Consider the following 20,462-nt stretch of genomic DNA (forward strand, 5'->3'; position numbering starts at 1 on the left):
GCAAGGCGCATTCATGCTAACCACGCGCTGATTGGGATGGCGCTGGCTGCGCGATTTTGCTGGCACCGAACTTGTATCGATTGTGGCCAGGGCCGCCGCCGTGGTCCTTAGAAGATGGGAAGCTCGCCGAGATGGGTGCTGGTAACGCCGTTCACGATGCATCGCTCGGCAAGGAGATCGTTCGCCGCATCAACGAGCTCGGCGCGATCTCGGACGAACCCGAAAGGCTCACCCGCATCTATCTCAGCAAGGAGCTGCGCAAGGCCGCGGATCTCATCCTGACCTGGATGCGCGAAGCCGGCATGAGCGCGCATCTTGATGCGATCGCCAATGTCTGCGGCCGCTATGAAGGTGAACGGCCGGGTGCGCCATGCCTGATGCTCGGCTCGCACTACGACACCGTGCGCGATGCCGGCAAATGGGATGGGCCGCTGGGTGTGATCACCGCGATCGCTTGCGTCGCCGACCTCAACCGCCGTGGCAAGCGCCTGCCGTTCGCGATCGAGGTCATCGGCTTTGCCGATGAGGAGGGTGTGCGTTTCGCCTCCACGCTGCTCGGCAGCCGTGCCGTGGCCGGCACCTTCGACGAGAGCGTCCTCAATACGCGCGACCGTGACGGTGTGTCGATGCGCGATGCACTCGTCAAGTTCGGTCTTGACCCCGATCACATCGGCGCGGCCGCGCGGGCCCGGCGCGAGCTGCTCGCCTATCTCGAACTCCACATCGAGCAGGGTCCGGTGCTGGAGGCACAGAACCTGCCTGTCGGCGTGGTCACCGCGATTGCGGGTGCGACCCGGCTCGCCGCCCGCCTCACCGGCATGGCCGGTCACGCCGGCACCGTGCCGATGGCGCTGCGCCGCGACGCGCTCGCTGGCGCTGCCGAATGCATCGGCGCGATCGAGCAGTTCTGCCGTACCGACGAGGGCGGCCTGGTCGGCACCGTCGGCTATATCCAGGCGACGCCCGGTGCCACCAACGTGATCCCCGGCGAGGTGTCCTTCACCATCGACATGCGCGCTCCGACCGACATGCATCGCAAGCGTGCGGTGGCCGACATCGTTCGCCAGATCGAGGCGATCGCAAAGCGCCGGCAGTTGGCGCTTCAGCTCGACGTCACCCATGAGAACCGCACCGCGCCGTGCGCGCCCTGGCTCAGGGACCAGATCGCGCAGGCGATCGCGGCAGAAGGTTTTTCCGTGTTCGAGCTGCCGAGCGGGGCAGGGCATGACGGCATGGCGATGATCGACATCGCCGATGTCGGCATGATTTTCGTCCGCTGCCGTGGCGGCATCAGCCATCACCCGGACGAGCATGTCGAGCTGGCCGACGCCGACGCCGGCGCGCGGGTGCTGCTCAAGGTGATCGAGAATTTCAGGCCGCGGGAGGGATAGCGGGCTCGAACTGTCAGGAGTTCGCACGTCATCGGGGCGAGACACGAATCAGCCATGCTTGGGATGGTGACCGGCCGGCGCCGGGATCACGAGACACCAGGCGCACATGAACAGCGATATTTCCTTGCCGTCACATCGCGGAAACCGATTTTACCAGGGCATGGCTGCGACCTTCGTCGCCAACGCCCTTCAAGCGGTCAATTTTCTCGGCGATCGATTACTAAGAAGGTCGCATCATTCGTTGTCGGCGATCGAGGACCTTTACCGGCACTCGATGGACAGCGCTTTTTCGGTGACCGAGTCCTTTCTCGTCACCGGGGCGCCGCACGCATCCGCCTACTATCCGCGTGACTTCGCCTGGTTCTACCCCGATGTCCTCGACCCCGAAACCATCATGGATGCGCAGGACGCAGTGCGCCGAGCCCGGTTGCTCGAAAAGAGCGTCCGCCTGTTGCTGGAGGCGGTTCGCGCCGACGTCGTCACCACGACCATCGTTCCTGCGGGACGCGGTCGATATCTCGGCGTGAACTATTTCTCGCGGCCCTCGGATACGCTGCTCGGCATTCTCGCCGGTCTCCAGCAGATGATGAGCGCCAACGAGAGGGCGTCATCCTATCTGGCGATGTCGCAATGCGCGCATGCCGGCCGCCTGCTGCTGGCCGAATACGGCGGCGACCTCAAGCGTGCGATCCTCCAGCTCGCAAGCGAGCTGGAGCCGTTCGACGATGACGGTGTCAGGTATCTGCTCTGCGACGCCCGCGCGCCGCGTTCCGCGGCGACAGACACGCGTGCCGAACGCAGGCGTTTTGTCACCAATGCCTGCGTCTATACGACCTTCGTGTGGGGCGTGCAGCTCGGGGTCGTCGACGAGGGCGAGCTGACGCGGCTGCTCGGGCGCGACCTCGCGCACTACAAGAAGGACCTGCTCCGTCTGTTCGGCAGCGGGGGCTATATCAGGCACTCCCTGGACGGTGCGGCTAGTTCGCCAGTGTTATCGGTCGCGCTGGATTTTGTCAGCGTGCATCGTGGCTTCTGGGATATGAGCGATGAGGGCGAGCGCGCGCTGTTTGCGGCCACGACGGATATGATCCTCGTCGAACCGCGGTTTCGCATCCCCAGCACCTTCCACTTCCTGGTATCCGCCGATAATCCCCGGAACAAGATGATCCACAAGATCGCGGCACCGGCCTATCAGGGGCGTTCCTCCTGGCCAACATTCAACGTCGAGTTTGCCGATCGCATGCTGGATTTTGATGAAGCCTCAAGGAGCGATACCTATCGGGCCTGCGCGCAGGGGATATTGAAGGATATCCGGACAGCAACCGAGGTCCACGGCGGCTATCAGGAACTGATCTCGGAGCAGGGTCTGAAGTATCGCACCTGGGCCTACAAGGGCGCCGTGGCGCACTCATGGTTTCCACGCTTCCTGTCCGTCTGGAGGAGGGCGTACGGAACGCCGCTCCTCCGTTGGGATGACGGGCGCTAACCCGCGGTCACGTCGACCAGCTCGCCGCCCTCGAGAACCTTGGCCGCCTTGGCGCGGTCGAGGTCACCTTCCCAGGCGGCGACCACGACCGTCGCCACGCAGTTGCCGACGAGGTTGCCAAGCGCGCGGGCCATGCCGATGAACCAGTCGACCGAGAGCACCAATACGAGGCCGATCGCGGGAATGCTCGGCACCGCATTGAGCGTCGCGGCCAGGATCACGATGGCCGAGCCCGGCACTCCGTGCGCGCCTTTAGAGGTGATCAGGGAGACGCCGAGCACCAGCAGCAGATCGCCAAAGGAGAGCGGCGTGTTGGTCGCTTGCGCGATGAACACGACGGCAAGCGTCAGGTAGATCGAGAAGGCGTCGAGGTTGAAGGAATAGCCGGTCGGAATCACGAGTCCGACCACGGAATCCTTCACGCCCATGCGCTCCAGCTTCTTCATGATCTGGGGCAGCACGGCGTCCGAGGACGCGGTCGCGAGCACGATGGTGAGCTCCTCGCGCAGGTAAGCGAGGAATTTGAGGATGTTGATTCCGGCAAGCGCCATTACGCTGCCGAGTACGCCGAGCACGAAGATGCCGACCGAGACGTAGAACAGCATCACCAGCGACACGAGCTGCTTCAGCGAGCCGACGCCGTATTTGCCGACGGTGTAAGCGACCGCGCCGAGCACGCCAAGTGGAGCGACACGGACGATAAGGCCCATGATACGGAACAGCACGGTGGAGGCCGCGTCGACGATGGAGGTAACGAGTGCTCCCTTCTCGCCACCGACGAGTGCAAGGCCGACGCCGAACAACACGGCGAAGAACAGCACCTGGAGCACGTCGTTGCGCGACAGGGCGTCGAACGAGGTGGTCGGGATCACGTTCATCAGGAAGGCGCCGATGCCGCCGCCGGACAGCTTGTGGGCGTTGTCGGCGTAAGTGTTGAGCGCCTTGGCATCCAGCGTCGAGGGATCGATGTTCATGCCGTGGCCGGGGCCGAACAGGTAGGCGAGCAGCAGGCCGACCACGAGGGCGACCGTCGTCATGACCTCGAAATAGAGCAGCGCCTTGACGCCGACCCGGCCGACCTTCTTGAGGTCGCCGGCGCCGGCAATGCCGTGGACGACGACACAGAACACGATCGGCGCCACGATCATCGAAATCAGCTTCAGGAAGGCGTCGCTGAGGATCTTGAGTCCGATGGCGAAGTCCGGGACGGCCATCCCCAGGATGACGCCAAGCACCAGCGCAGCCAGGACCTGGACGAACAGCGAGGCGTAGAGCGGTTTGCGCTCGGCGGCCGGGGCCGCAGCAATGGTCGACATGATGGACTCCCCCGATTTGACGCGTCTTCGACGTCAAAAGGAGCAACTACCGTGCCAGAATGTCGCGGTGAGAGCCGAAAACGCTCTATTCCGCCGCCTTGGCCGTCTTGCCGAACATCCGTGTCGGGGCCGGGAAGCCGCAGGAGCTGCCGTCGGTGACCTTGACCTGGTCTTCCCACGGCAGGCGATAGGTGCCGGCGACCATGTCCTGCATGAAGGTATAGGGGCAGTCCATCGCGCCGCCCTTCACCGCGACATAGCCGCGGTGCCAGAGCTGATAGATGTTGTTCTCGACGCCCCAATTGATGCGGGCCTCGCGCACGAGATCGGGCCGCACCTCGGCGGTGATGATCTCGTCGGCGCGGCCGGTGGTGCCGTGCGCCAGCACCGTTCCGTCGAAATTGACGATCATGCCTTCGCCCATGGAATCGAACGAGCCGTCGCTGCCGCACATGCAGACGTTTGCGGTCACCATCAGGTTCTGGAACGAGTTGGCCTGGTTGGTGAAGCGCCAGGCGTCGCGGATCGGCGCGGTGTAGCCGGCGGTGCGGATCATGATCTCTGCGCCCTTGTAGGCGCATTCGCGCGCCATCTCCGGAAACATGCCGTCGTGGCAGATGATCAGTGCGATCTTCGCGCCGTTCGGCCCCTCGATCACGGGAATGCCGACGTCACCGGGCTCCCACGGCTCGACCGGAATCCAGGGATGGAGCTTGCGATAGTAGAGCTTGATTTCGCCGTGGTCGTCGATGATCAGTCCTGAATTATAGGGATTGCCGTGCGGGTTGAACTCCATGATGGAGAAGCAGCCCCAGATCTTGTTGTCGACGCAGGCCTTCTTGAAGGCCGTGACTTCGGGCCCGTCGAGCCGGCACATGATCTCGGGATTAGTGTCCATCGAGAGGCCGTGCAGCGAGTATTCGGGGAACACCACCAGATCCATGGTGGAGAGATTGCGTCGCGCCTTGCCGACCATCCAGACGATGCGCTCGGTCTGCCTGGCCAGATCGGCCTGCGTCACGACATTCGGCAGTTGTAACTGCACCAGCCCGATGACCACGCCGTTGGGAGATTTGTTCAGCCCGCCAAGCCCGTTCATGATCAGCTCCCTTGCCGTCCGCGCGGCGGCTCCCTTGCCGTCCGCGCGGCGCCGTTGCACGCGGTTCTCGGCAGAGCAAATCCGATTTCGGCGACGCGCAAAAGTCCATTTTTCAGGCGGCGGGGGAAAGTCGGTCGCGCGAGGACCGTGGGTGTTCCCCAGAGGAGGCTGACGCCCATTGTTGCAGCGCTGAGTGCCTCAAGTCTCGGCTTGACCCTCCAAATCGCCTGATGTCAGACTTATGACATGAGTACAGCAAAACGACATATCGCCAGCCTTCGTGACGAATATGCCGAGATGACGCGGCAGCGCATCGTTGCCGCTTTCGTCGAGACGCTGGAGGACGAGGCGGCCGACGACATTTCCATGGCCGCCGTGGCCAAGCGCGCCAAGGTGGCCGAGCGGACCATCTATCGGCACTTCAAGACCCGTGCGGAGTTGTCTGCTGCGGCCGGCGAATGGATCGAGGACAACGTCTTCAGCTACATTCCCTTCACCTCGCCCGATGAGCTGCCCGAGATTTTCCGCAAGCTGTGCAAGCGGTTTGATCGTCATCCGCATCTGGCGCGCGCCATTGCGGTGACGCGGGCGGGCAGGCGGATGCGCGCGGACTTCCGGCGACACCTGATCGGGCAGCATCACAAGGCGATGGCGCCATTGGTGCGGCATCTTCCCGCGAAGGAGGTTCGGCAAGCGGAAGCGCTCGCGTCTTATCTCAACAACGTGCTGGCCTGGAATGCGATGCGCGAGGACTTTGGCATGTCCAGCGCCGAGATCGCAGACGCGATCGAGTGGGCGCTCACCACCCTTTTGAAGGATGTCCGTCAGCGCGACGCCGCCGCGGCGCGCGGCAGCAAGGCCGGGAAACCGGCGCGGAAGCGAGCCGCGGCCGCGAAAGCACCGGCGTAGCGTGAGGCAGACCATGAATGCGATCCCCGACGATCTCCTGATCAACGCGGCCGACGAGGTTCGCATCCGCCAGGATCTGGTGCTGACGGCGCTCGGCCGCGGCCCGGCCGATCGCTGCTTGCGGGTAGGCAGGTTGCTCGACGTGCACACCCGCAGCTGGAGCGAGGATCAGGAGATCGTCTTCAAGGGGCGGCGGATCGCCTGGGTTGGGCCGGCCGGCAGCTATCCCGGCGAGGTGCGCGAGCGCGTGCATCGGCCGGATCTTGCGGCCGTCCCCGGCTTCGGCGAGGTGCACAAGCATATCGAAAGCTCGCATCTGACGCCGGAATGGGAAGCGGCGCTGGTGCTGCCGCATGGCAATACCTGGACCTGCGAGGCGAGCCACGAGTTCTCCAACGTCAACGGCGCACGCAATCTCGAATTCTGGTTCGAAGCGCGCCGCCGCGGCTCGCCGCTCAAGATCTTTCCGCAACCCGGTTCGGCCGTGCCACCGACGGCTTACGAATGGGGCGGCGGCTGGTATGGCCACGATGAGCAGGCGCGCTTCATGGCCGAGAGCCTGATGGTCACCGGGCTTGACGAAGTCATGGACTGGCCGGCGGTGTGGAATCCCGACAATCCCTCCTACAAGCGGCTCTGGGGCATGATCGAGGCGACGTTCGCAGCGCGCGGCGTCGTCGAAGGCCACGCCTCCGGCTTGCGGGATCTGCCTTCCATCAACGCCTTTGCCGCTGCCGGGCTCGCGTCCGACCACGAAGTGCAGACTCCGGAGGAAACCTGGGACAAGCTCACCCGCGGCTTGTTCATCGAGCTGCGTGTCTATGCCATGGACGAGATCGTCAAATGGCTGCTCGCGAAGGGTTTGCAGGACTGGTCGCAGATCGCGTTCACGACGGATGACCGCAGTGCCAGCCACACGCTCGAGCTCGGCGCCAGCGATCACAATGCGCGGGTCGCAATCGAGGCCGGCCTCGCGCCTGAGATCGCAATCCAGTGCCTCACCATCAATCCGGCGCGGCACATGCGCATCACGCCGTTCGTCGGCAGCCTGGCTCCGGGGCGTTTCGGCGACGTCGTGTTGCTCTCGGATGTTGCCAAGCTGACGATCGCCGAGGTGTGGGCCGATGGCGCGCAGGTCTCCGAAGGCAAGCGTTACGTCGGCCAAGTGCCCGAGATCCAGTGGCCGGATTGGGCAACGAAGACGGTCAACATCAAGCGCTCGATCAAGCCTCAGGATTTCGAGCTGCGGGCCGAGGCCGGCCGTGCCACGATGAAGGCGGCCGTGATCCGTCCCTTCCATTGGCATCCCGAATTCTACACGCTCGAACTGCCGGTGCGTGACGGGGCGGTGCAGCGCGACGAGAGCGAGGCCATCACCAAATTCGCCATCGTCGACCGCTTTTCCGGTGACGGGCGCGTCGCGAAGATGTTTTGGCGCGGCTGTGGACCGCGCACGCCGGACACGGCCGTTGCTTGTTCGGTGGCGCACGACAAGCACAATATCTGGGTGGTCGGCTCGTCCGACGCGGCGATGGCAAAGGCGGTGAACGCGCTGATCGAGCTTCAGGGCGGCTGGGCGCTGGTGCGCGAGGGCGAACTCGTCGCCACCGTACGCTTCGAGGTCGGCGGGCTGATGAGCTGTCGCTCGGCGCAGGCGCTCGATGCCGAGATGCAAGCGCTCTACGCAGAAGGCCGCAAGGTCGAGTGGATGTACGAGCCGACGTTCCGGCCGCGCTGGTATCCGGGATTCCCGGAGCGGCTGATGTTTGCGACGCTGACCTGTGCCCCCTGGAGCTGGGTGCTGGTGGCGCCGTGCGAGCAGGCGCCGCTCGGATTCATCAATGTGCAGACCGGCGAAGCACACCCGGTGGTCTGGTAGGGGATTGAGATGAACGAGATGACGAAGCCGCAAGCTGCTCCCGCCGAGCCGGCGCCGCCCGCAGCCTCGGGGCTGCTGGATCGTGCCTTCCGTCTCACCGAGCGTGGCACGAGCGTTGGCCGCGAGGTGATGGCTGGCGCGACCACGTTCGCGGCGATGGCCTACATCATCGCCGTGAATCCCGCCATCATGTCCAACGCTGGAATGGATCGCGCCGATCTCGTCAGCGCCACAGCACTCGCCGCGATCCTCGGCTCGGTGATGATGGGGCTGTGGGCCAACCTGCCGCTCGCGGTCGCGCCCGCGATGGGATCGAACGTCATCTTCACCTATGTCATCGTCAAGCAGATGGGCATGCCCTGGCAGGGCGCGCTCGCCATGGTCGCCTTCACCGGCGTGCTGTTCCTGATCCTGAGCCTGTCGAAGCTGCGCGAGAAGGTTGCGAAGGACGTACCGGAAGCGCTGAAGATCGGTATCCAGGCGGCGGTCGGCACCCTCATCGTCTTTATCGCGCTGCGAGGTGCGGGATTTGTCGTGCAGAATCCATCGACCTACATCGCCATGGGATCCCTGCGCAGCCCTGCGGTGTTGCTGACGCTATTCGGCCTCCTACTCACGCCGGTGCTGGTCGCGCGCCGGGTGCCGGCAGCGCTGATCCTGTCGATTGCGTTGCTCACCGTGATCGGCTTCTTCGTTCCCGGCGCCAACGGCAAGATGGTGACGTCGGTGCCATCAGCGATCATGTCGTGGCCACGCTGGCCGACCAGCACCTTCATGGCGCTCGATATCGGCTATCTCTTCAGCCATTTCGTCGTGGCGCTGCCGCTGCTGTTCTATTTCCTGTGCGCTGAATTCTTCTCGACGCTGGGCACGCTGATCGGCGTGACCGGAGCGGCCAATCTGCGCAAGCCCGACGGCTCGATCCCCAATGCCACCGCTGCATTCGCAACCGATGCGACGGCGTCCATCGTCGGCCCGTTGCTGGGCACGTCGGTGGTGACGGCCTATATCGAGTCGATCACCGGTGTGCAGGCGGGCGGACGCACCGGCCTGACGTCGCTGACCGTCGCAGGGTTCTTCTTTCTCGCGCTGTTCTTCTGGCCGATCTTCGTCATTATCCCGGCGCAAGCGACCGCGCCTGCGCTGGTGCTCGTCGGCGTGCTGATGATGCAGGGCCTCGCCCGCATCGACATGACCGATCTCGGCAATGCGGTTCCGATCGTGCTGACGCTGCTCGTCACCGTGCTGACCAACAACCTCATCAACGGAATGGCCTTGGGCACGCTGAGCTACATCGCCTTGGAAGTGGCAGTCGGCCGGCGGTCGCAGATTCCGGCGATGGTGTGGGGCCTGGGCGTCGTGTTCATCGCTTACGCGATCGTGATCGCACAGATATTCTGACGCGTGCGTTAAGCCGCGAGGTCCAGCAATCTGCACGATCCGCGTACCAGCGCCTTGCGTCCGGCCGGTGTCATCGCCGGAACGCCGTCATCAACTGCGACAAGGCCGAGATCGACCAGGCTTTTGACGACATAAAACTTCGATAGGCGACCGTTCAACACCGGATTGCGAAGTGCCTTAAGCACTTCCCACTGGTCGGGCGAAAGATCGAAGTCGAAATCGTTGCTCATGTTGCCTCAAGCGGTAGTAACGTTCGTGCGCCTCTGTTAGCGGCGCTGCATGAAGACCATGCGACGACAATGAGTCGGGAATTCGGTGAGCAGTCTAGAACGTCTCTTCACGAATTGCCGCACTTCGTTGCGTCACAAGAATTAAGATCGTTTGCGCACGAATATCGTCCCGCTCTCCGATCACTAATTGATGATTTGCGCTTGATCGCGCGGCGAGAGCGCCGCAGTGCACGGGAAGCATCACTGTCCCATTCTGCGTCGCAATATGCACAGAAATCGTGAGGCGAGAGGGACGTGATTCTGCTACGCTGATTCGCGGGGATTGGCTTCACACGACAGGAGTGTGAGTGCATGAAGAGGCTGGTGGAAATTCGCAGTCAGGAATTCCTCTGCCGCGAGCGTGCGGCGCTGGATGCGGAGCGCCGGGTGTTTTGGCTCGCGCAGGCCCAGGAATGGGAGCAGCGCGCGCTCGACGAAATTGCGTATCACTTTCGGGAGTGCAACCTCGTCCAGGCCGAGTTGGCTGCCGCCTGACGCCGGACGACAGGTTTGATCGCCGTCTACTGATAAGTCGCCACGATGTCGGACACGGCGCGCTCGAGCTGCTGCGCGGTGGCGCATTGGCGCACCACGCTGCAAAACGTCGCATAGCGCGGCATCTCGGAATCGCCAAAGCCCCAGGCGAGCCGTCCCTCGGGATTGAGCCAGACCAGCCGCTTCGAGCGTTCGGAGATGCGGCGCAGGATGTCGGCGCGCGGATCGAGATTGTTGCTGCGGGCATCGCCGAGCACGATCACTGTGGTCTGCGGCGTCAGCGTGCTCATGAACTCCTTCTCGAAATCGACCAGCGAGGAGCCATAGTCGGACGAGCCGAAGCCGACCTTCGACATGATCTCGGCCATCGCCTCTTCCGGAGATTTCTTCTCCAGGATGTCGCTGACCTCGATCAGGTGCGAGGAGAACGCGAAGCAGTGGACGTCGTCGACCACCTCGTGCAGCGAGTGAATCAGGAGCAGGAAGAAGTCCGAGACCTGCGCGACCGAGCCGGAGACGTCGCAGATCGCGACGATTTTCGGCCGGTCGCGATGTTTGCGCTTCCATGCGGTGAGGAAGGGCACGCCGCCCCAGGCGGCGTTGCGGCGGAGCGTGCGGCGGACGTCGAGATGGCCGCGGCGCTGGCGCTTGCGCGGCTTGGAATAGCGCTCGCGCAGGCGGCGCGCGATCTGGCGGATGAGGGCGCGCATCTCCGCGACCTGGCGCCGCTCGATGCGGGCCAGCGGTGCATTGCGCAGGATCTCGTTGCGGAGGTTTTCGGTCTCCTCGCGGGCATAGAGCGCAAGGCCTTGGGCGACGGTGTCGCGGACTGCTTCGCGCAAGGCGTCCAGCGCGCCGCGGAGGCGCTCGGCCAGCGACGGATTGGTCGCGGCGAGTTCGTCGAGATCGTCGCGCAGGCGCTGTAGGCCCATGGCGTCGAGGATGCGGCTGGAGAAGATGCCGCGCTGGGTGGAATAGCGGATGTCGGATAGGGAAGCGGCACCGGACGCGCTGGCGATGGCCGCCGCGAGCGCATTGCGGTCCTGCGACAGCAGCATCTGCGCAAGCGGGCCTAACCCTTCAGGGGGCTGGCCTTCGCCTGCTTCGCCTGCTTCGCCGACCGGGCTGGAGGAGGGCGACTGATCTGCATCCTGCGTCGCATCGTCGGTATTGGCCTCGGGCTGGTCCTGCCGCGATTCCGGCTGGCTGAAGAACAGATCGAAGCAGTCGCCGAGTGCAAGCTTCTCATCTTGCGACTTGGCGAGCGTCAGCAGCAGCGCGTCGCGCAGAACGGTTCGGTCGGAAAATCCGACCTGCGACACCGCGCGCATCGCATCGATGCTTTCGGCAGGCGAGACGTGGACGCCGACGCCGCGGGCCGCCCGAAAGAAACGATGAAGGTTCTCGCGCATCGGCGTCAACCGAAGACGTTGGACCGGGCCGCCTTGGCAATGAAGGTCGTCACTTGCGGCGCAGCAGCCTCGATGTCGGCCTCGTATTTCAGGAGCACGTTGAGCGTGTCCTTGACAATTTCCGTATCGAGCTCCGTGGCCTGAAGCAGCACCAGCACGCGGGCCCAGTCGATGGTCTCGCTGACCGAAGGCAGCTTCTTCAGATCGAGCGAGCGGATTTCGTGGATGAAGCCGACCATCTGCCGGCGCAGCGTCTGCGAGATGCCGGGGACGCGGCTCTCGACGATACGCTCCTCCAGCCGCTGCTCGGGGAAGCCGATGTGCAGATGCAGGCAGCGCCGCTTCAGGGCGTCGCCGAGGTCGCGTTCGCTGTTGGAGGTGAGGATGACCGTCGGCGGCGTGATCGCCGAGACGGTGCCGAGCTCGGGGATCGTGACCTGGAAGTCGGAGAGGATTTCCAGCAGCAGCGATTCGAATTCCGCGTCCGACTTGTCGATCTCGTCGATCAGGAGCACGCAGCCGCCGGGCTGTTCCAGCGCCTGGAGCAGGGGGCGCGGCTCGACGAATTCTTTCGAGAAGAACACGTCGCCAAAGTCATGGAGCTGATTCAGCGCATCGTGCAGCGTCTGCGCGCCGCCGAGTACTTCGCCGAGCTTGTCCTTGAGGATCTGGGTGTAGAGAAGCTGTTTTGCGTATTTCCACTCGTAGAGCGCCTTGGCCTCGTCGAGGCCTTCGTAGCATTGCAGGCGGATCATCTTCATGCCGCGCCAGCCGGCTATCGCCTTGGCAAGCTCGGTCTTGCCGACGCCCGCGGGGCCCTCGACCAGGATCGGCTTCTCGATCTGTTGCGACAGATAGACGGCGGTCGCGATCTGCCGGCTCGCGATGTAGCCCTGCGCGGCGAGGCCGCTCTCCACTGCCTCGATCGCGGTCGAGGGCTTTTGATCAGCCACGAAATGGCGCTCCCAAAGGTCTTTCTTGAAGCTTGTTCTGCCTGCGTTCCCGGCAAAGAACAAGCCTCGTTTGGGAGACATCTGACCCGCGCGGACGCCGTTTTTTCCGCTGAACGCAAATAGTTGAGCGGTTCGCCGATCGTGCGATCAGTGCCGGAGCAGCTCGCCCTTGCGGATCGTCTGCCGGACCTCGGCGCCACAATCGGCGCATTCATAGACGAAGTCGATCTTGGCAAGGCTCCAATGCGGCTCGACCTCGCGCACATACATGGGCAGGAACCCCATGCAGGTGGGGCAAATCACAGGCGCGATTTCGATGTCCTGATGATGCTGTACATAAGCTGGCATCTCGGCTCTCCTTCGCAGGCGACCACCAAACCCCGCACAAAGGCTACTGCGGGTTGCTCCAAGGCCGTCATCAACTCTTTCGAACAGAGGCGGAACGGCGGGCGTTTGTCGTTCGCTGTGACATTCTTGTTACGTCTTCTATACTGTAACAGGCGGACCAAATGCCTATTTCACAAGCCGATCCGCTTTCCACGGACCTTCACTGCAACGATAAGGGAGCAACCCCATGACGCATGCCATTCGCTTTCACAAGACCGGCGGTCCGGAAGTCCTGGTCTGGGAGGAGGTTAGTGTCGGCAAGCCCGGACCGGGCGAAGCGCGCATCCGCCACACTGCCGTCGGTCTCAACTTCGTCGACATCTACAATCGCTCCGGTGTGTATCCAGTGCAATTGCCGAGCGGTCTTGGCAGCGAGGGAGCCGGTGTCGTCGAGGAAGTCGGGTCCGGTGTCACCGATCTGAAGCCCGGCGATCGCGTCGCTTATGGTGCCTCGCCGCTCGGCGCCTATGCCGAGGCGCGGTTGATCCCAGCCGACCGTCTGCTGAAGCTGCCCGATGGCGTCGACGACAAGACCGCGGCGGCGATGATGCTGAAGGGGCTGACCACGCAATATCTGATCCGCCAGACCTACCGCGTAAAGGCCGGCGACACGATCCTGCTCCATGCCGCGGCCGGCGGCGTTGGCCTGATCCTGAGCCAGTGGGCCAAACATCTCGGCGCGACCGTGATCGGCACTGTCAGCAGCGATGAGAAGGCGAAGCTCGCCAAGGCGCATGGCTGCGATCACGTCATCATCTATACGCGAGAAGATTTCGTGAAGCGCGTCGACGAGATCACCGGGGGCAAGAAGGTGCCGGTGGTTTACGACTCCGTCGGCAAGGACACGTTTCTGAAGTCGCTGGATTGCCTCGCGCCGCTCGGCGTCGCCGCGCTGTTTGGTGCATCCTCCGGCGCGGTCGAGCCGCTCAACCTCGGCCTGCTCGCGCAGAAGGGGTCGCTCTACGTCACCCGGCCGACGCTGTTCACCTACGCCGCCAAGCGCGAGAGCCTCGTGGCGATGGCGGGTGAGCTGTTCGACGTCGTGAAGTCCGGCGCGGTCAAGATCGAGGTGCACCAGACCTATCCGCTGAAGGACGCCGCCAAGGCGCATGCCGATCTCGCCGCGCGCAAGACCACGGGATCGACCGTGCTCACGGTGTGATCTCCGGCCGGGCGCAGGCTCGCAAGCGCGTTTTCGAGCGAAGTGGATACCGGTTCGCGTAAAGAAAACGCGTCAAAAAGGAATCTAGAGCCAGTTTCGATTCTATCGGAACTGGCTCTAGGCCTGCGTCACGTCCGTTCGTGCTTACGCAGGTCGCGGGCGTGATCGAGACGGGTCGCCTGAAGCTCGACGTCATCGGGCTCGACCTCGGGGAGGGTTGCCTCGACGAGGATGGCTTCGGTCACGTCCTCGACCGAGCTCTCCACGATCTCGTGAATAAACGAGATATTCTGGTATTCGCCCGAGGCGACGCGGGAGATGACTTCGCGTCTTGTGATTTCGGGGTCGACGATCGCCTCGCGGCCGCGCCGCCCATAATCGATCATCACGACGAAATATTGCATGGAACAATCCTGTCGCGCCCGTGGTCAGGGTACGGCAGGATTATTTCTGAAAAACAGAACTTAGTCAAGCGAGATTTCCAAAAATCGGAAATCAATGCGCGGGGTGTCTATCTGCCCTTCTTGCGGGGGCGCGCCGACTTGGCACGCAGCCGTTCGAGCTGGCCCTTCGGCATCGAGAGACAGATCTCCCCGACCCAGTCGAGCTTGACGCCGACGATCGGCTTGGCGTTGAAGCTGTTGAGATTGACGACGGAGGGGGTTTTCCCCCGTTCGATGGTCTTCAAATAGCGTTCGCCGGTCTTGAGCCGGACCACGGCCTCTTCGCCGTAGAAGCTCGACAGCGGATGGCGCTGGTCCTTGTAGACCACGATCACGTCGCCGCTCTCGTATTTGGGCAGCATCGAATCGCCGACGATCTCGAATGCGACGGTTTCTTCCATGATCGGGAAGGGCAGCGCGATGTCGCCGAGACCTTCCGGGGGAACCTGTTCATAATCCGGCTCGATTACCGCGCCGGCGCCGACACGGCCCATGATCGGCGCGAGATTGAGCTCAAGATATTCCATGATCGGAATGATTTCGGACGCCTTCACCAGGCGCTCACCGCCGAGGATCTCCGACACCGCGCCGGGCCGTACGCCCATCGCCGCCGCGAGCCCGCCCTTGCTCTTGCCCGTCTTCTCCAGGCCCCGCTCGATCATCGCAACGTCCAACATGGTGATTCCCTCGATTGCTCATCGTCTCGCCTCTTGTAATCCGAAATTCGGAATTGATGCAATTATGAATATCAGAATTATTACTTGACGGATGCTTCGGAATACCGGAATGTGTGTCTCGCCGCCGGTCGTGCGATCGGAGGAGGCGCATCACAGGACAGCATCATGGAACCGGGCCATTGGTCGTCGGAGCACTCCGACGTGCTTCGAGACTGTTTTCTCAAGGGAATGTCTTACGCGGAGATCGGAAGGCGGATTAATGCAAGGTTTGGAACGGCTTACACGCGCAGCGCAGTGGTCGGCCGCGCCAAGCGGCTCGGGCTCGTTTTGCCGACATGGATGACGAGCCCCTCAATCGCACCGTCGTTGCCGGGCGAGGCCGGTCTGCCTCCGCCGCGCCGATTGGCGTTACCGCAGCTGAATCTGCCGCCGCAGTCCGCAATGAAGCCTGCGCAGGTGAAGTTGCGCTGTGTTGGCGTCCAGCCGCGCCTGATCCCGCTGGTCGAACTTGAACCGGCCGACTGCCGCTATCCCTATGGCGGCGACAAGGACGGGGAGGAGATCACCTTCTGCGGCCATCCGCGCCAGCCCGGCTCCAGCTATTGCGCGCCGCATGCGCGCCTGACGTGCCGCTCGGGAGCTGCGTCCGCCCGTGCCGCGGGGCCCGTGGTGCTGAAGCTCGTCTCCGCCGCCTGACGTTGCGGCCAGCCGTTCAATCGACAATTTTGCAAGGAGGATCCGAGTGGCACATGCCCGACGCAACAAGTCCTACAAATTGACCGAGATCCACGACCGGCGGTCCCGCGAGGTCCCGTTCAATGCCGAATTGGCGGAGATCGAGGTCGATAATCCGCTCGCGCTCGATCCCGGCGAGAAGATCATGGCCATCCGGTCCATCCGGAGCGATCCGCTCGGCCGGCTGCACGCGCACCACCAGATCGACGAGGCGCAATATCGCGGCGGGCGCGCCTTCCAGAACGATTGGGAGCGCGCGGAGCGGGGGCCTCAGGCGGTCGATACGACGCGCGAATATGTCGATGGTGCCGGCACGCGCGAGCCTGTCACCGAGAGCCAGCGACAGGCGGTGCTGCGGCTGAACCGGGTCGAGCGCGAACTCGGCACCGACGGTGCTGCGCTGGTGCACGACGTGCTCGTGCTGGGGCTGACCATGGATCAGATCGGGGAGCGCCGTGCCGTCCGGACGCAGCGCTGGAACGACTATTTCGCGCGGCGTTTTCGCGAATGCCTGGACCGGCTGGCGCTGATCTACGGCTTTGCAACGAAAACAGGGACACAGCGTGCAAGCCAGCGCAGATGATTGCAGGCACGCTGGCGGCCTCGGCCGCCAGCGTGCCGATCTGCTGTTTAGGGATGCGGTACGATCTGGTAGGGCGTCGTATAGGGCTCGACGCGGAGTGAGGCGTTGGCCAAAAGCCCGATCTTGGCGGTCGGCGCCTGCTGCAACTCACCGTTCGGGCCACGGTGCACGTTGTATTGCCAGACGGTGAGATCACCCTTCTGCGCCAGCGCGTGTGCAACCGCGCTCGCATCATTGCCGCCGAGGGCCTGAAGCTCGTCCGCGGACAGTCCGACGACGATTTCGTCCTTGATGGTGACGATTTTGAACAGGTTCATCCTGGTCTCCTGCGCCCATGCGCCTTGTATCGAGAGAGTGAATAGCGCGACCGCGGCGCCCTTGATGAGATCGCAGCGAGAAAGCATGCCGTCGTCCTTTGGTGCTGACGCGCGCCCGAATCAGGTCAATCCGTCAGCCATGGCGCCCGTGATCTGCGTGGCCGTTTCGCAACCGCTTGGTCGCCCGATCCTGGACAACGGTTCATGGGCGGAAAGATATCGGGAGCGATGAACCTTGATGCGACGAGGCGAGTCCAAGCCGGAAGCTCAAGGGGATATGTCAGATGAAATTCGCCGGCGCTGTTTGCCTCCTCGTGTCTGTTGGTGCAGCAGGCATCGCCGCGGCCGCCGAGCCCTTCATCGGCAGCTGGACATTCACGGCCGCCGTAATCGCGCCATGGGCCGATCCCCAACGCAAGCCCGACGATACCGAGCGCGCGCGGCTGATGGGCAAGGCAGTCGTCCTGAAGGCGAAAGAGATATCGGGACCGCGGCCCATTGCCTGCGCCAAGCCGCAGTACAAGGTGACGGATTATGGCCCCGACATGATCTTCCAGGGCGCATTCGACGAGATGCGGCGTGCTGACAAGAAGGCCGATCCCAAGGCGCTTGCCGCCTCGCTCGGCTTCGCCGGCACCCCGATCAAGACTCTAGAGACCGGCTGCGAGATCGACGTTCACTTCGTCGACGATACAACCGCTGAAATTGGACTCAACAATTACGTGTATACGCTGAAGAAGCGCTAGGCCGGCTCCACCAATGTCCATTCATATCGGAAACAAGGCGAAACGCCCGCGCCTGTTGACGTCGATCGGGCTCATGTGCGTGATTGATGCTGCTTCTTGACGCAGGCGGGTGACGGCGGTTCATATTCCTGTTATCCGGAATTGCCGTGCTGCGATGCAGATGAAGCATCGCTAAGCCGGTGGTTGGGCTTGCCGGAAGGGTTGTTCCTTGGCATAATTGCAACCTGCTAGCTTGGGCCGATCTGTTTGGTTGTGTCGTTCAGCGTGCTAATCCGCCGGGGCCCTCCCGGCCTAGAGTTCGTACTGGCCGTGGTGTCCGGTCGTGGCATTGGGCTCTCGTGCGGGACCTCGATGTCGGATCAGGAACGCCGATGCTTGTCATAGGTGCGAGATGAAGAACCTCAATTTCGCGGCTGAACTGCACCTCAAGCTGGGCGCGCCTGCGAGCGGCACTGTCGAGAGTCTGCGCCTGCTCCGCGCTTTTTTGAAGCTGGCGCCTCGACAGCGTTTTGAGGTCATCAAGCTGGTGGAAGACCTCGCCACCGAAGAAGCCCTTCCCGAACACCCCCTGTCCTGAGCCGGGCCGAGCGCCTTAGGCCTTTTCCTTCGTTTTTCCGCCCAAGCCGGACAGCCGGGGACGTTCCCCCGGGGGTCGCCGCTGGAACGCGGTCCGGCAAGTGTGGTATTCAACTAAGAAAAAGGGAGGAGTGCGACCATGATCGAACCAAAGCTCGAAGTTCCGGCCGAACTGCGCGACCTGGCCGAGAAGACGATCGACCAGGCGGAAAAGGCATTCGGCATGTTTTTCGAGGCCGCCACCAAATCGATATCGTCCGTTCCGGGAGCGGGCACGGAGGTGTCGAAGCAAGCGCTCGTTTTCACCGAGCAGAACATGAAGTCGGCGTTCGAACATGCACGCAAGCTCGTGCATGCCACTGACCTTCAGGAAGCGATGCGAATTCAGTCCGACTTCCTGCGCAGTCAGTTCACCAGTGCCGGGGATCACATGCGTCAGATGACCGGCAGTTTCATGCAACCCGGGAAGGGGAAGTCCTGATTTCCGGCGTGTATACAGCGTGCCCACAAATTGATCTTGCGCGGCATGGCGATCCGATCTTCGATGTGAACGCAGGTCCATGATGGGCCACCGAATGGTCCTCATTCGCCGTCCATCATCCTTTCTGCTGATCCCTGTCGGTCCTCCGGCAGGGATTTGCAGTTTGTAGCGGGTGTCGCGATTGGCCAGCGCGCTTTGGCTTATTGTTTGAGCATGGTCTCCGCGCAAACGCGTTCCGCGTTTGTCGCGAGGGAAAATCGCTGCGCACTTTTCTGGATCATGCGCTAGCGCAGCGATCCGATATAGGCGGAGATGTCGCCGGCTTCGGTCCGGCTCAAGGGAAAGTTCGGCATCTTCGGATGCGGGTCGAGCAGGAAGAACGCGAGCTTCTCCGAATTGAAGTCCGGCCGACGCGCAACGGATGTAAAGGAGGGGACATCAGCGCTGGCCGTGGCCTGGCCATTGGCCACGACATGGCAGCTTGCACACCAGCGCTTGGCGAGGTCGGCACCATGCCCGGCATCTGCGGCGAGAGCGGACGACGAGCCGAAGCTCGAGGTCGCAGCGAGCAGCAGGCAAATTCGTCTCAAATGCTCGTGCATGGTGCAACCTTCATGCGTTCGCTTGCGGCCGTGTTCATCCGCAGCATGATCCCGGAAATTGCGAAAGATCGATACGGGCGATGATCGACCGCAGCAGCCTGCGGGCCGCGCGATAGAGATGCCGCGCAAATGCCGGCGTTCTCGTCGCGGGCAGGCCGAGGCCTTTCGTATCAAGACTTTCGGTATAGTGCGACACGTGTCTCTCCGACGCTACATGGCCTTTCTATCGTGGCCGGCCCGGAGCAACCTTGATCTGCCGCAAAGCTCCCCGGGACTAATAGTCGGCGGGGTTCATGATCATCGGGCTCTTCGTATCGGCAGGCGCGAGCGCGCTGCTGGCGCTGTCGCGCAGGAAGCGGTCGAGCGTCTCCTGGATCTTCTCCTTGACGGAGTCGGGACCGCGATCGCTCATCTCAGTGTGTTGTGCGCCGGTATGGACGATGTCGATGCCGCGCGCCCTGGCCTCTTCCGGCGTCGGCAGTACGCCCGGGTCGGTCTGGAAATGCGGATCCTTCGAGCGGAACGACAGGATCTTCATGTTGTCGCTGAGGACAAACGGCACCCGCAGATTGTCGAGCGTGATCACCTTCGACACCAGCTCCGGGTGCTGATGGGCAACATACATGGAGACGTCGCCGCCGTTGGAATGCCCAACGAGCGTAACGTGATCGTAGTCGACGTTCTCCTGCCGCCGCTTCAGTTCGCCCAGCGTGAAGAGGATGTTGGCCTCGCAGCGGATATAGACTTCACGCCGGCCGACATATTGCTGGCCGACATGGGTCATCAGCGGCGGATCGCTCGGCAGGTCCTGCTGGATGCTGGCCACGAGATAACCGCGCGCCGCGAGCGCGTTGGCGAGGAAGGAGTACTCGGTGGCCTTGACGGTATTGCCGTTGCTGATGATGGCAAGCGGCAGCTTCCAGAGACCGAGATTGGCCTTGGTCTCGTAATCGCGCCGCACCGCGATCTCGACCGAGATAGGCCGCTGGCGCGAGGCGTCGAACAGGGTCAAGGTCTCATGGCGGATCGCGAACCGGCTGACGACGAAATATTCGCCGACGCCGAGGACGCAAAGAAACGCCAGAATTGCAAACACCCTCTTCATGGTCCCGTCCAAATCACTTTCGACTGAAAATGGTCATT

23 protein-coding genes are annotated in these 20,462 nt (G+C 63.1%); 12 read left to right on the forward strand and 11 right to left on the reverse strand.

The window, feature by feature from the left end:
• Window positions 1-131 precede the first annotated feature (131 nt).
• The gene (locus AC1RR3_RS08920; RefSeq protein WP_492821498.1) at window positions 132-1,391 is read left to right on the forward strand and encodes an allantoate amidohydrolase; all 1,260 of its coding nucleotides are present in this window, start codon (window positions 132-134) and stop codon (window positions 1,389-1,391) included.
• A gap of 106 nt (window positions 1,392-1,497) precedes the next feature.
• Window positions 1,498-2,877, forward strand: coding sequence for a hypothetical protein (locus AC1RR3_RS08925; protein ID WP_492821500.1), 1,380 nt, complete (start codon window positions 1,498-1,500; stop codon window positions 2,875-2,877).
• Here AC1RR3_RS08925 and AC1RR3_RS08930 read toward each other — a convergent pair.
• Window positions 2,874-4,193 carry a dicarboxylate/amino acid:cation symporter gene (locus AC1RR3_RS08930; protein ID WP_492821502.1) on the reverse strand — a complete coding sequence of 440 codons (1,320 nt, stop codon included), beginning with the start codon at window positions 4,191-4,193 and terminating at the stop codon, window positions 2,874-2,876. The two genes, AC1RR3_RS08925 and AC1RR3_RS08930, sit on opposite strands and share 4 nt — an antisense overlap.
• A gap of 85 nt (window positions 4,194-4,278) precedes the next feature.
• The gene (locus AC1RR3_RS08935; protein ID WP_492823123.1) at window positions 4,279-5,292 is read right to left on the reverse strand and encodes a formamidase; all 1,014 of its coding nucleotides are present in this window, start codon (window positions 5,290-5,292) and stop codon (window positions 4,279-4,281) included.
• 246 nt (window positions 5,293-5,538) lie between these two features.
• On the opposite strand from AC1RR3_RS08935, the gene AC1RR3_RS08940 reads away from it, so the two are divergent.
• From AC1RR3_RS08940 to AC1RR3_RS08950, 3 genes are read left to right on the forward strand one after another with little or no spacing between them, the layout of a single operon-like run.
• On the forward strand, window positions 5,539-6,201 hold the full coding sequence (locus AC1RR3_RS08940) for a TetR family transcriptional regulator (RefSeq protein ID WP_492821504.1): 663 nt from the start codon (window positions 5,539-5,541) through the stop codon (window positions 6,199-6,201).
• 13 nt (window positions 6,202-6,214) lie between these two features.
• On the forward strand, window positions 6,215-8,080 hold the full coding sequence (locus AC1RR3_RS08945) for an adenine deaminase (RefSeq protein WP_492821506.1): 1,866 nt from the start codon (window positions 6,215-6,217) through the stop codon (window positions 8,078-8,080).
• A 9-nt stretch (window positions 8,081-8,089) separates the two neighbouring features.
• Complete coding sequence (locus tag AC1RR3_RS08950; protein WP_492821508.1) at window positions 8,090-9,481, forward strand: NCS2 family permease; 1,392 nt, start codon at window positions 8,090-8,092, stop codon at window positions 9,479-9,481.
• Window positions 9,482-9,489: 8 nt separating this feature from the next.
• Here AC1RR3_RS08950 and AC1RR3_RS08955 read toward each other — a convergent pair whose 3' ends face one another.
• Window positions 9,490-9,711, reverse strand: a complete 222-nt coding sequence (locus AC1RR3_RS08955; protein ID WP_492821510.1) for a hypothetical protein — start codon at window positions 9,709-9,711, stop codon at window positions 9,490-9,492.
• Window positions 9,712-10,062: 351 nt separating this feature from the next.
• Between AC1RR3_RS08955 and AC1RR3_RS08960 the strand changes: the two genes are divergently transcribed.
• Entirely contained in the window at window positions 10,063-10,245 is a 183-nt protein-coding gene (locus AC1RR3_RS08960; RefSeq protein ID WP_008130260.1) for a hypothetical protein, read from the forward strand.
• Window positions 10,246-10,271: 26 nt separating this feature from the next.
• Here AC1RR3_RS08960 and AC1RR3_RS08965 read toward each other — a convergent pair whose 3' ends face one another.
• The 3 genes from AC1RR3_RS08965 to AC1RR3_RS08975 all read right to left on the reverse strand — a co-directional run bounded on the left by AC1RR3_RS08965 (window position 10,272) and on the right by AC1RR3_RS08975 (window position 12,958).
• Window positions 10,272-11,657 (reverse strand): vWA domain-containing protein, encoded by a 1,386-nt coding sequence (locus AC1RR3_RS08965; RefSeq protein ID WP_492821512.1) that lies wholly within the window; start codon window positions 11,655-11,657, stop codon window positions 10,272-10,274.
• Between the two features lie 5 nt (window positions 11,658-11,662).
• The gene (locus tag AC1RR3_RS08970; RefSeq protein ID WP_492821514.1) at window positions 11,663-12,610 is read right to left on the reverse strand and encodes an AAA family ATPase; all 948 of its coding nucleotides are present in this window, start codon (window positions 12,608-12,610) and stop codon (window positions 11,663-11,665) included.
• A 147-nt stretch (window positions 12,611-12,757) separates the two neighbouring features.
• Window positions 12,758-12,958: a hypothetical protein gene (locus tag AC1RR3_RS08975; RefSeq protein WP_008130254.1), complete on the reverse strand. Its 201-nt coding sequence runs from the start codon at window positions 12,956-12,958 to the stop codon at window positions 12,758-12,760.
• A 226-nt stretch (window positions 12,959-13,184) separates the two neighbouring features.
• Between AC1RR3_RS08975 and AC1RR3_RS08980 the strand changes: the two genes are divergently transcribed.
• Window positions 13,185-14,159: a quinone oxidoreductase family protein gene (locus AC1RR3_RS08980; RefSeq protein ID WP_492821516.1), complete on the forward strand. Its 975-nt coding sequence runs from the start codon at window positions 13,185-13,187 to the stop codon at window positions 14,157-14,159.
• A gap of 128 nt (window positions 14,160-14,287) precedes the next feature.
• Here the strand turns inward: AC1RR3_RS08980 and AC1RR3_RS08985 are convergent, their stop codons facing one another.
• Both AC1RR3_RS08985 and AC1RR3_RS08990 read right to left on the reverse strand, forming a co-directional pair.
• Window positions 14,288-14,563, reverse strand: coding sequence for a hypothetical protein (locus AC1RR3_RS08985; protein WP_492821518.1), 276 nt, complete (start codon window positions 14,561-14,563; stop codon window positions 14,288-14,290).
• A gap of 107 nt (window positions 14,564-14,670) precedes the next feature.
• Entirely contained in the window at window positions 14,671-15,279 is a 609-nt protein-coding gene (locus AC1RR3_RS08990) for a S24 family peptidase (RefSeq protein ID WP_492821520.1), read from the reverse strand.
• 165 nt (window positions 15,280-15,444) lie between these two features.
• Here AC1RR3_RS08990 and AC1RR3_RS08995 point away from each other — a divergent pair, with 165 nt between their 5' ends.
• Window positions 15,445-15,975, forward strand: a complete 531-nt coding sequence (locus AC1RR3_RS08995) for a GcrA family cell cycle regulator (protein WP_492821522.1) — start codon at window positions 15,445-15,447, stop codon at window positions 15,973-15,975.
• Between the two features lie 46 nt (window positions 15,976-16,021).
• Entirely contained in the window at window positions 16,022-16,597 is a 576-nt protein-coding gene (locus AC1RR3_RS09000) for a hypothetical protein (RefSeq protein WP_492821524.1), read from the forward strand.
• A gap of 47 nt (window positions 16,598-16,644) precedes the next feature.
• Here the strand turns inward: AC1RR3_RS09000 and AC1RR3_RS09005 are convergent, their stop codons facing one another.
• The gene (locus tag AC1RR3_RS09005) at window positions 16,645-17,001 is read right to left on the reverse strand and encodes a hypothetical protein (RefSeq protein ID WP_492821526.1); all 357 of its coding nucleotides are present in this window, start codon (window positions 16,999-17,001) and stop codon (window positions 16,645-16,647) included.
• A gap of 197 nt (window positions 17,002-17,198) precedes the next feature.
• Here AC1RR3_RS09005 and AC1RR3_RS09010 point away from each other — a divergent pair, with 197 nt between their 5' ends.
• From AC1RR3_RS09010 to AC1RR3_RS09020, 3 genes are all read left to right on the forward strand, one after another.
• On the forward strand, window positions 17,199-17,660 hold the full coding sequence (locus tag AC1RR3_RS09010; protein WP_492821528.1) for a hypothetical protein: 462 nt from the start codon (window positions 17,199-17,201) through the stop codon (window positions 17,658-17,660).
• A gap of 391 nt (window positions 17,661-18,051) precedes the next feature.
• On the forward strand, window positions 18,052-18,237 hold the full coding sequence (locus tag AC1RR3_RS09015; protein ID WP_007601490.1) for a hypothetical protein: 186 nt from the start codon (window positions 18,052-18,054) through the stop codon (window positions 18,235-18,237).
• Window positions 18,238-18,375: 138 nt separating this feature from the next.
• Window positions 18,376-18,717, forward strand: a complete 342-nt coding sequence (locus AC1RR3_RS09020; protein WP_492821530.1) for a phasin — start codon at window positions 18,376-18,378, stop codon at window positions 18,715-18,717.
• 284 nt (window positions 18,718-19,001) lie between these two features.
• Here the strand turns inward: AC1RR3_RS09020 and AC1RR3_RS09025 are convergent, their stop codons facing one another.
• Both AC1RR3_RS09025 and AC1RR3_RS09030 read right to left on the reverse strand, forming a co-directional pair.
• On the reverse strand, window positions 19,002-19,319 hold the full coding sequence (locus AC1RR3_RS09025; protein ID WP_492821532.1) for a c-type cytochrome: 318 nt from the start codon (window positions 19,317-19,319) through the stop codon (window positions 19,002-19,004).
• Window positions 19,320-19,593: 274 nt separating this feature from the next.
• Window positions 19,594-20,424, reverse strand: a complete 831-nt coding sequence (locus AC1RR3_RS09030) for an alpha/beta fold hydrolase (protein WP_492821534.1) — start codon at window positions 20,422-20,424, stop codon at window positions 19,594-19,596.
• Window positions 20,425-20,462: the final 38 nt, after the last annotated feature.

Source organism: Bradyrhizobium sp. GW821-FHT13H05, from assembly GCF_058804065.1.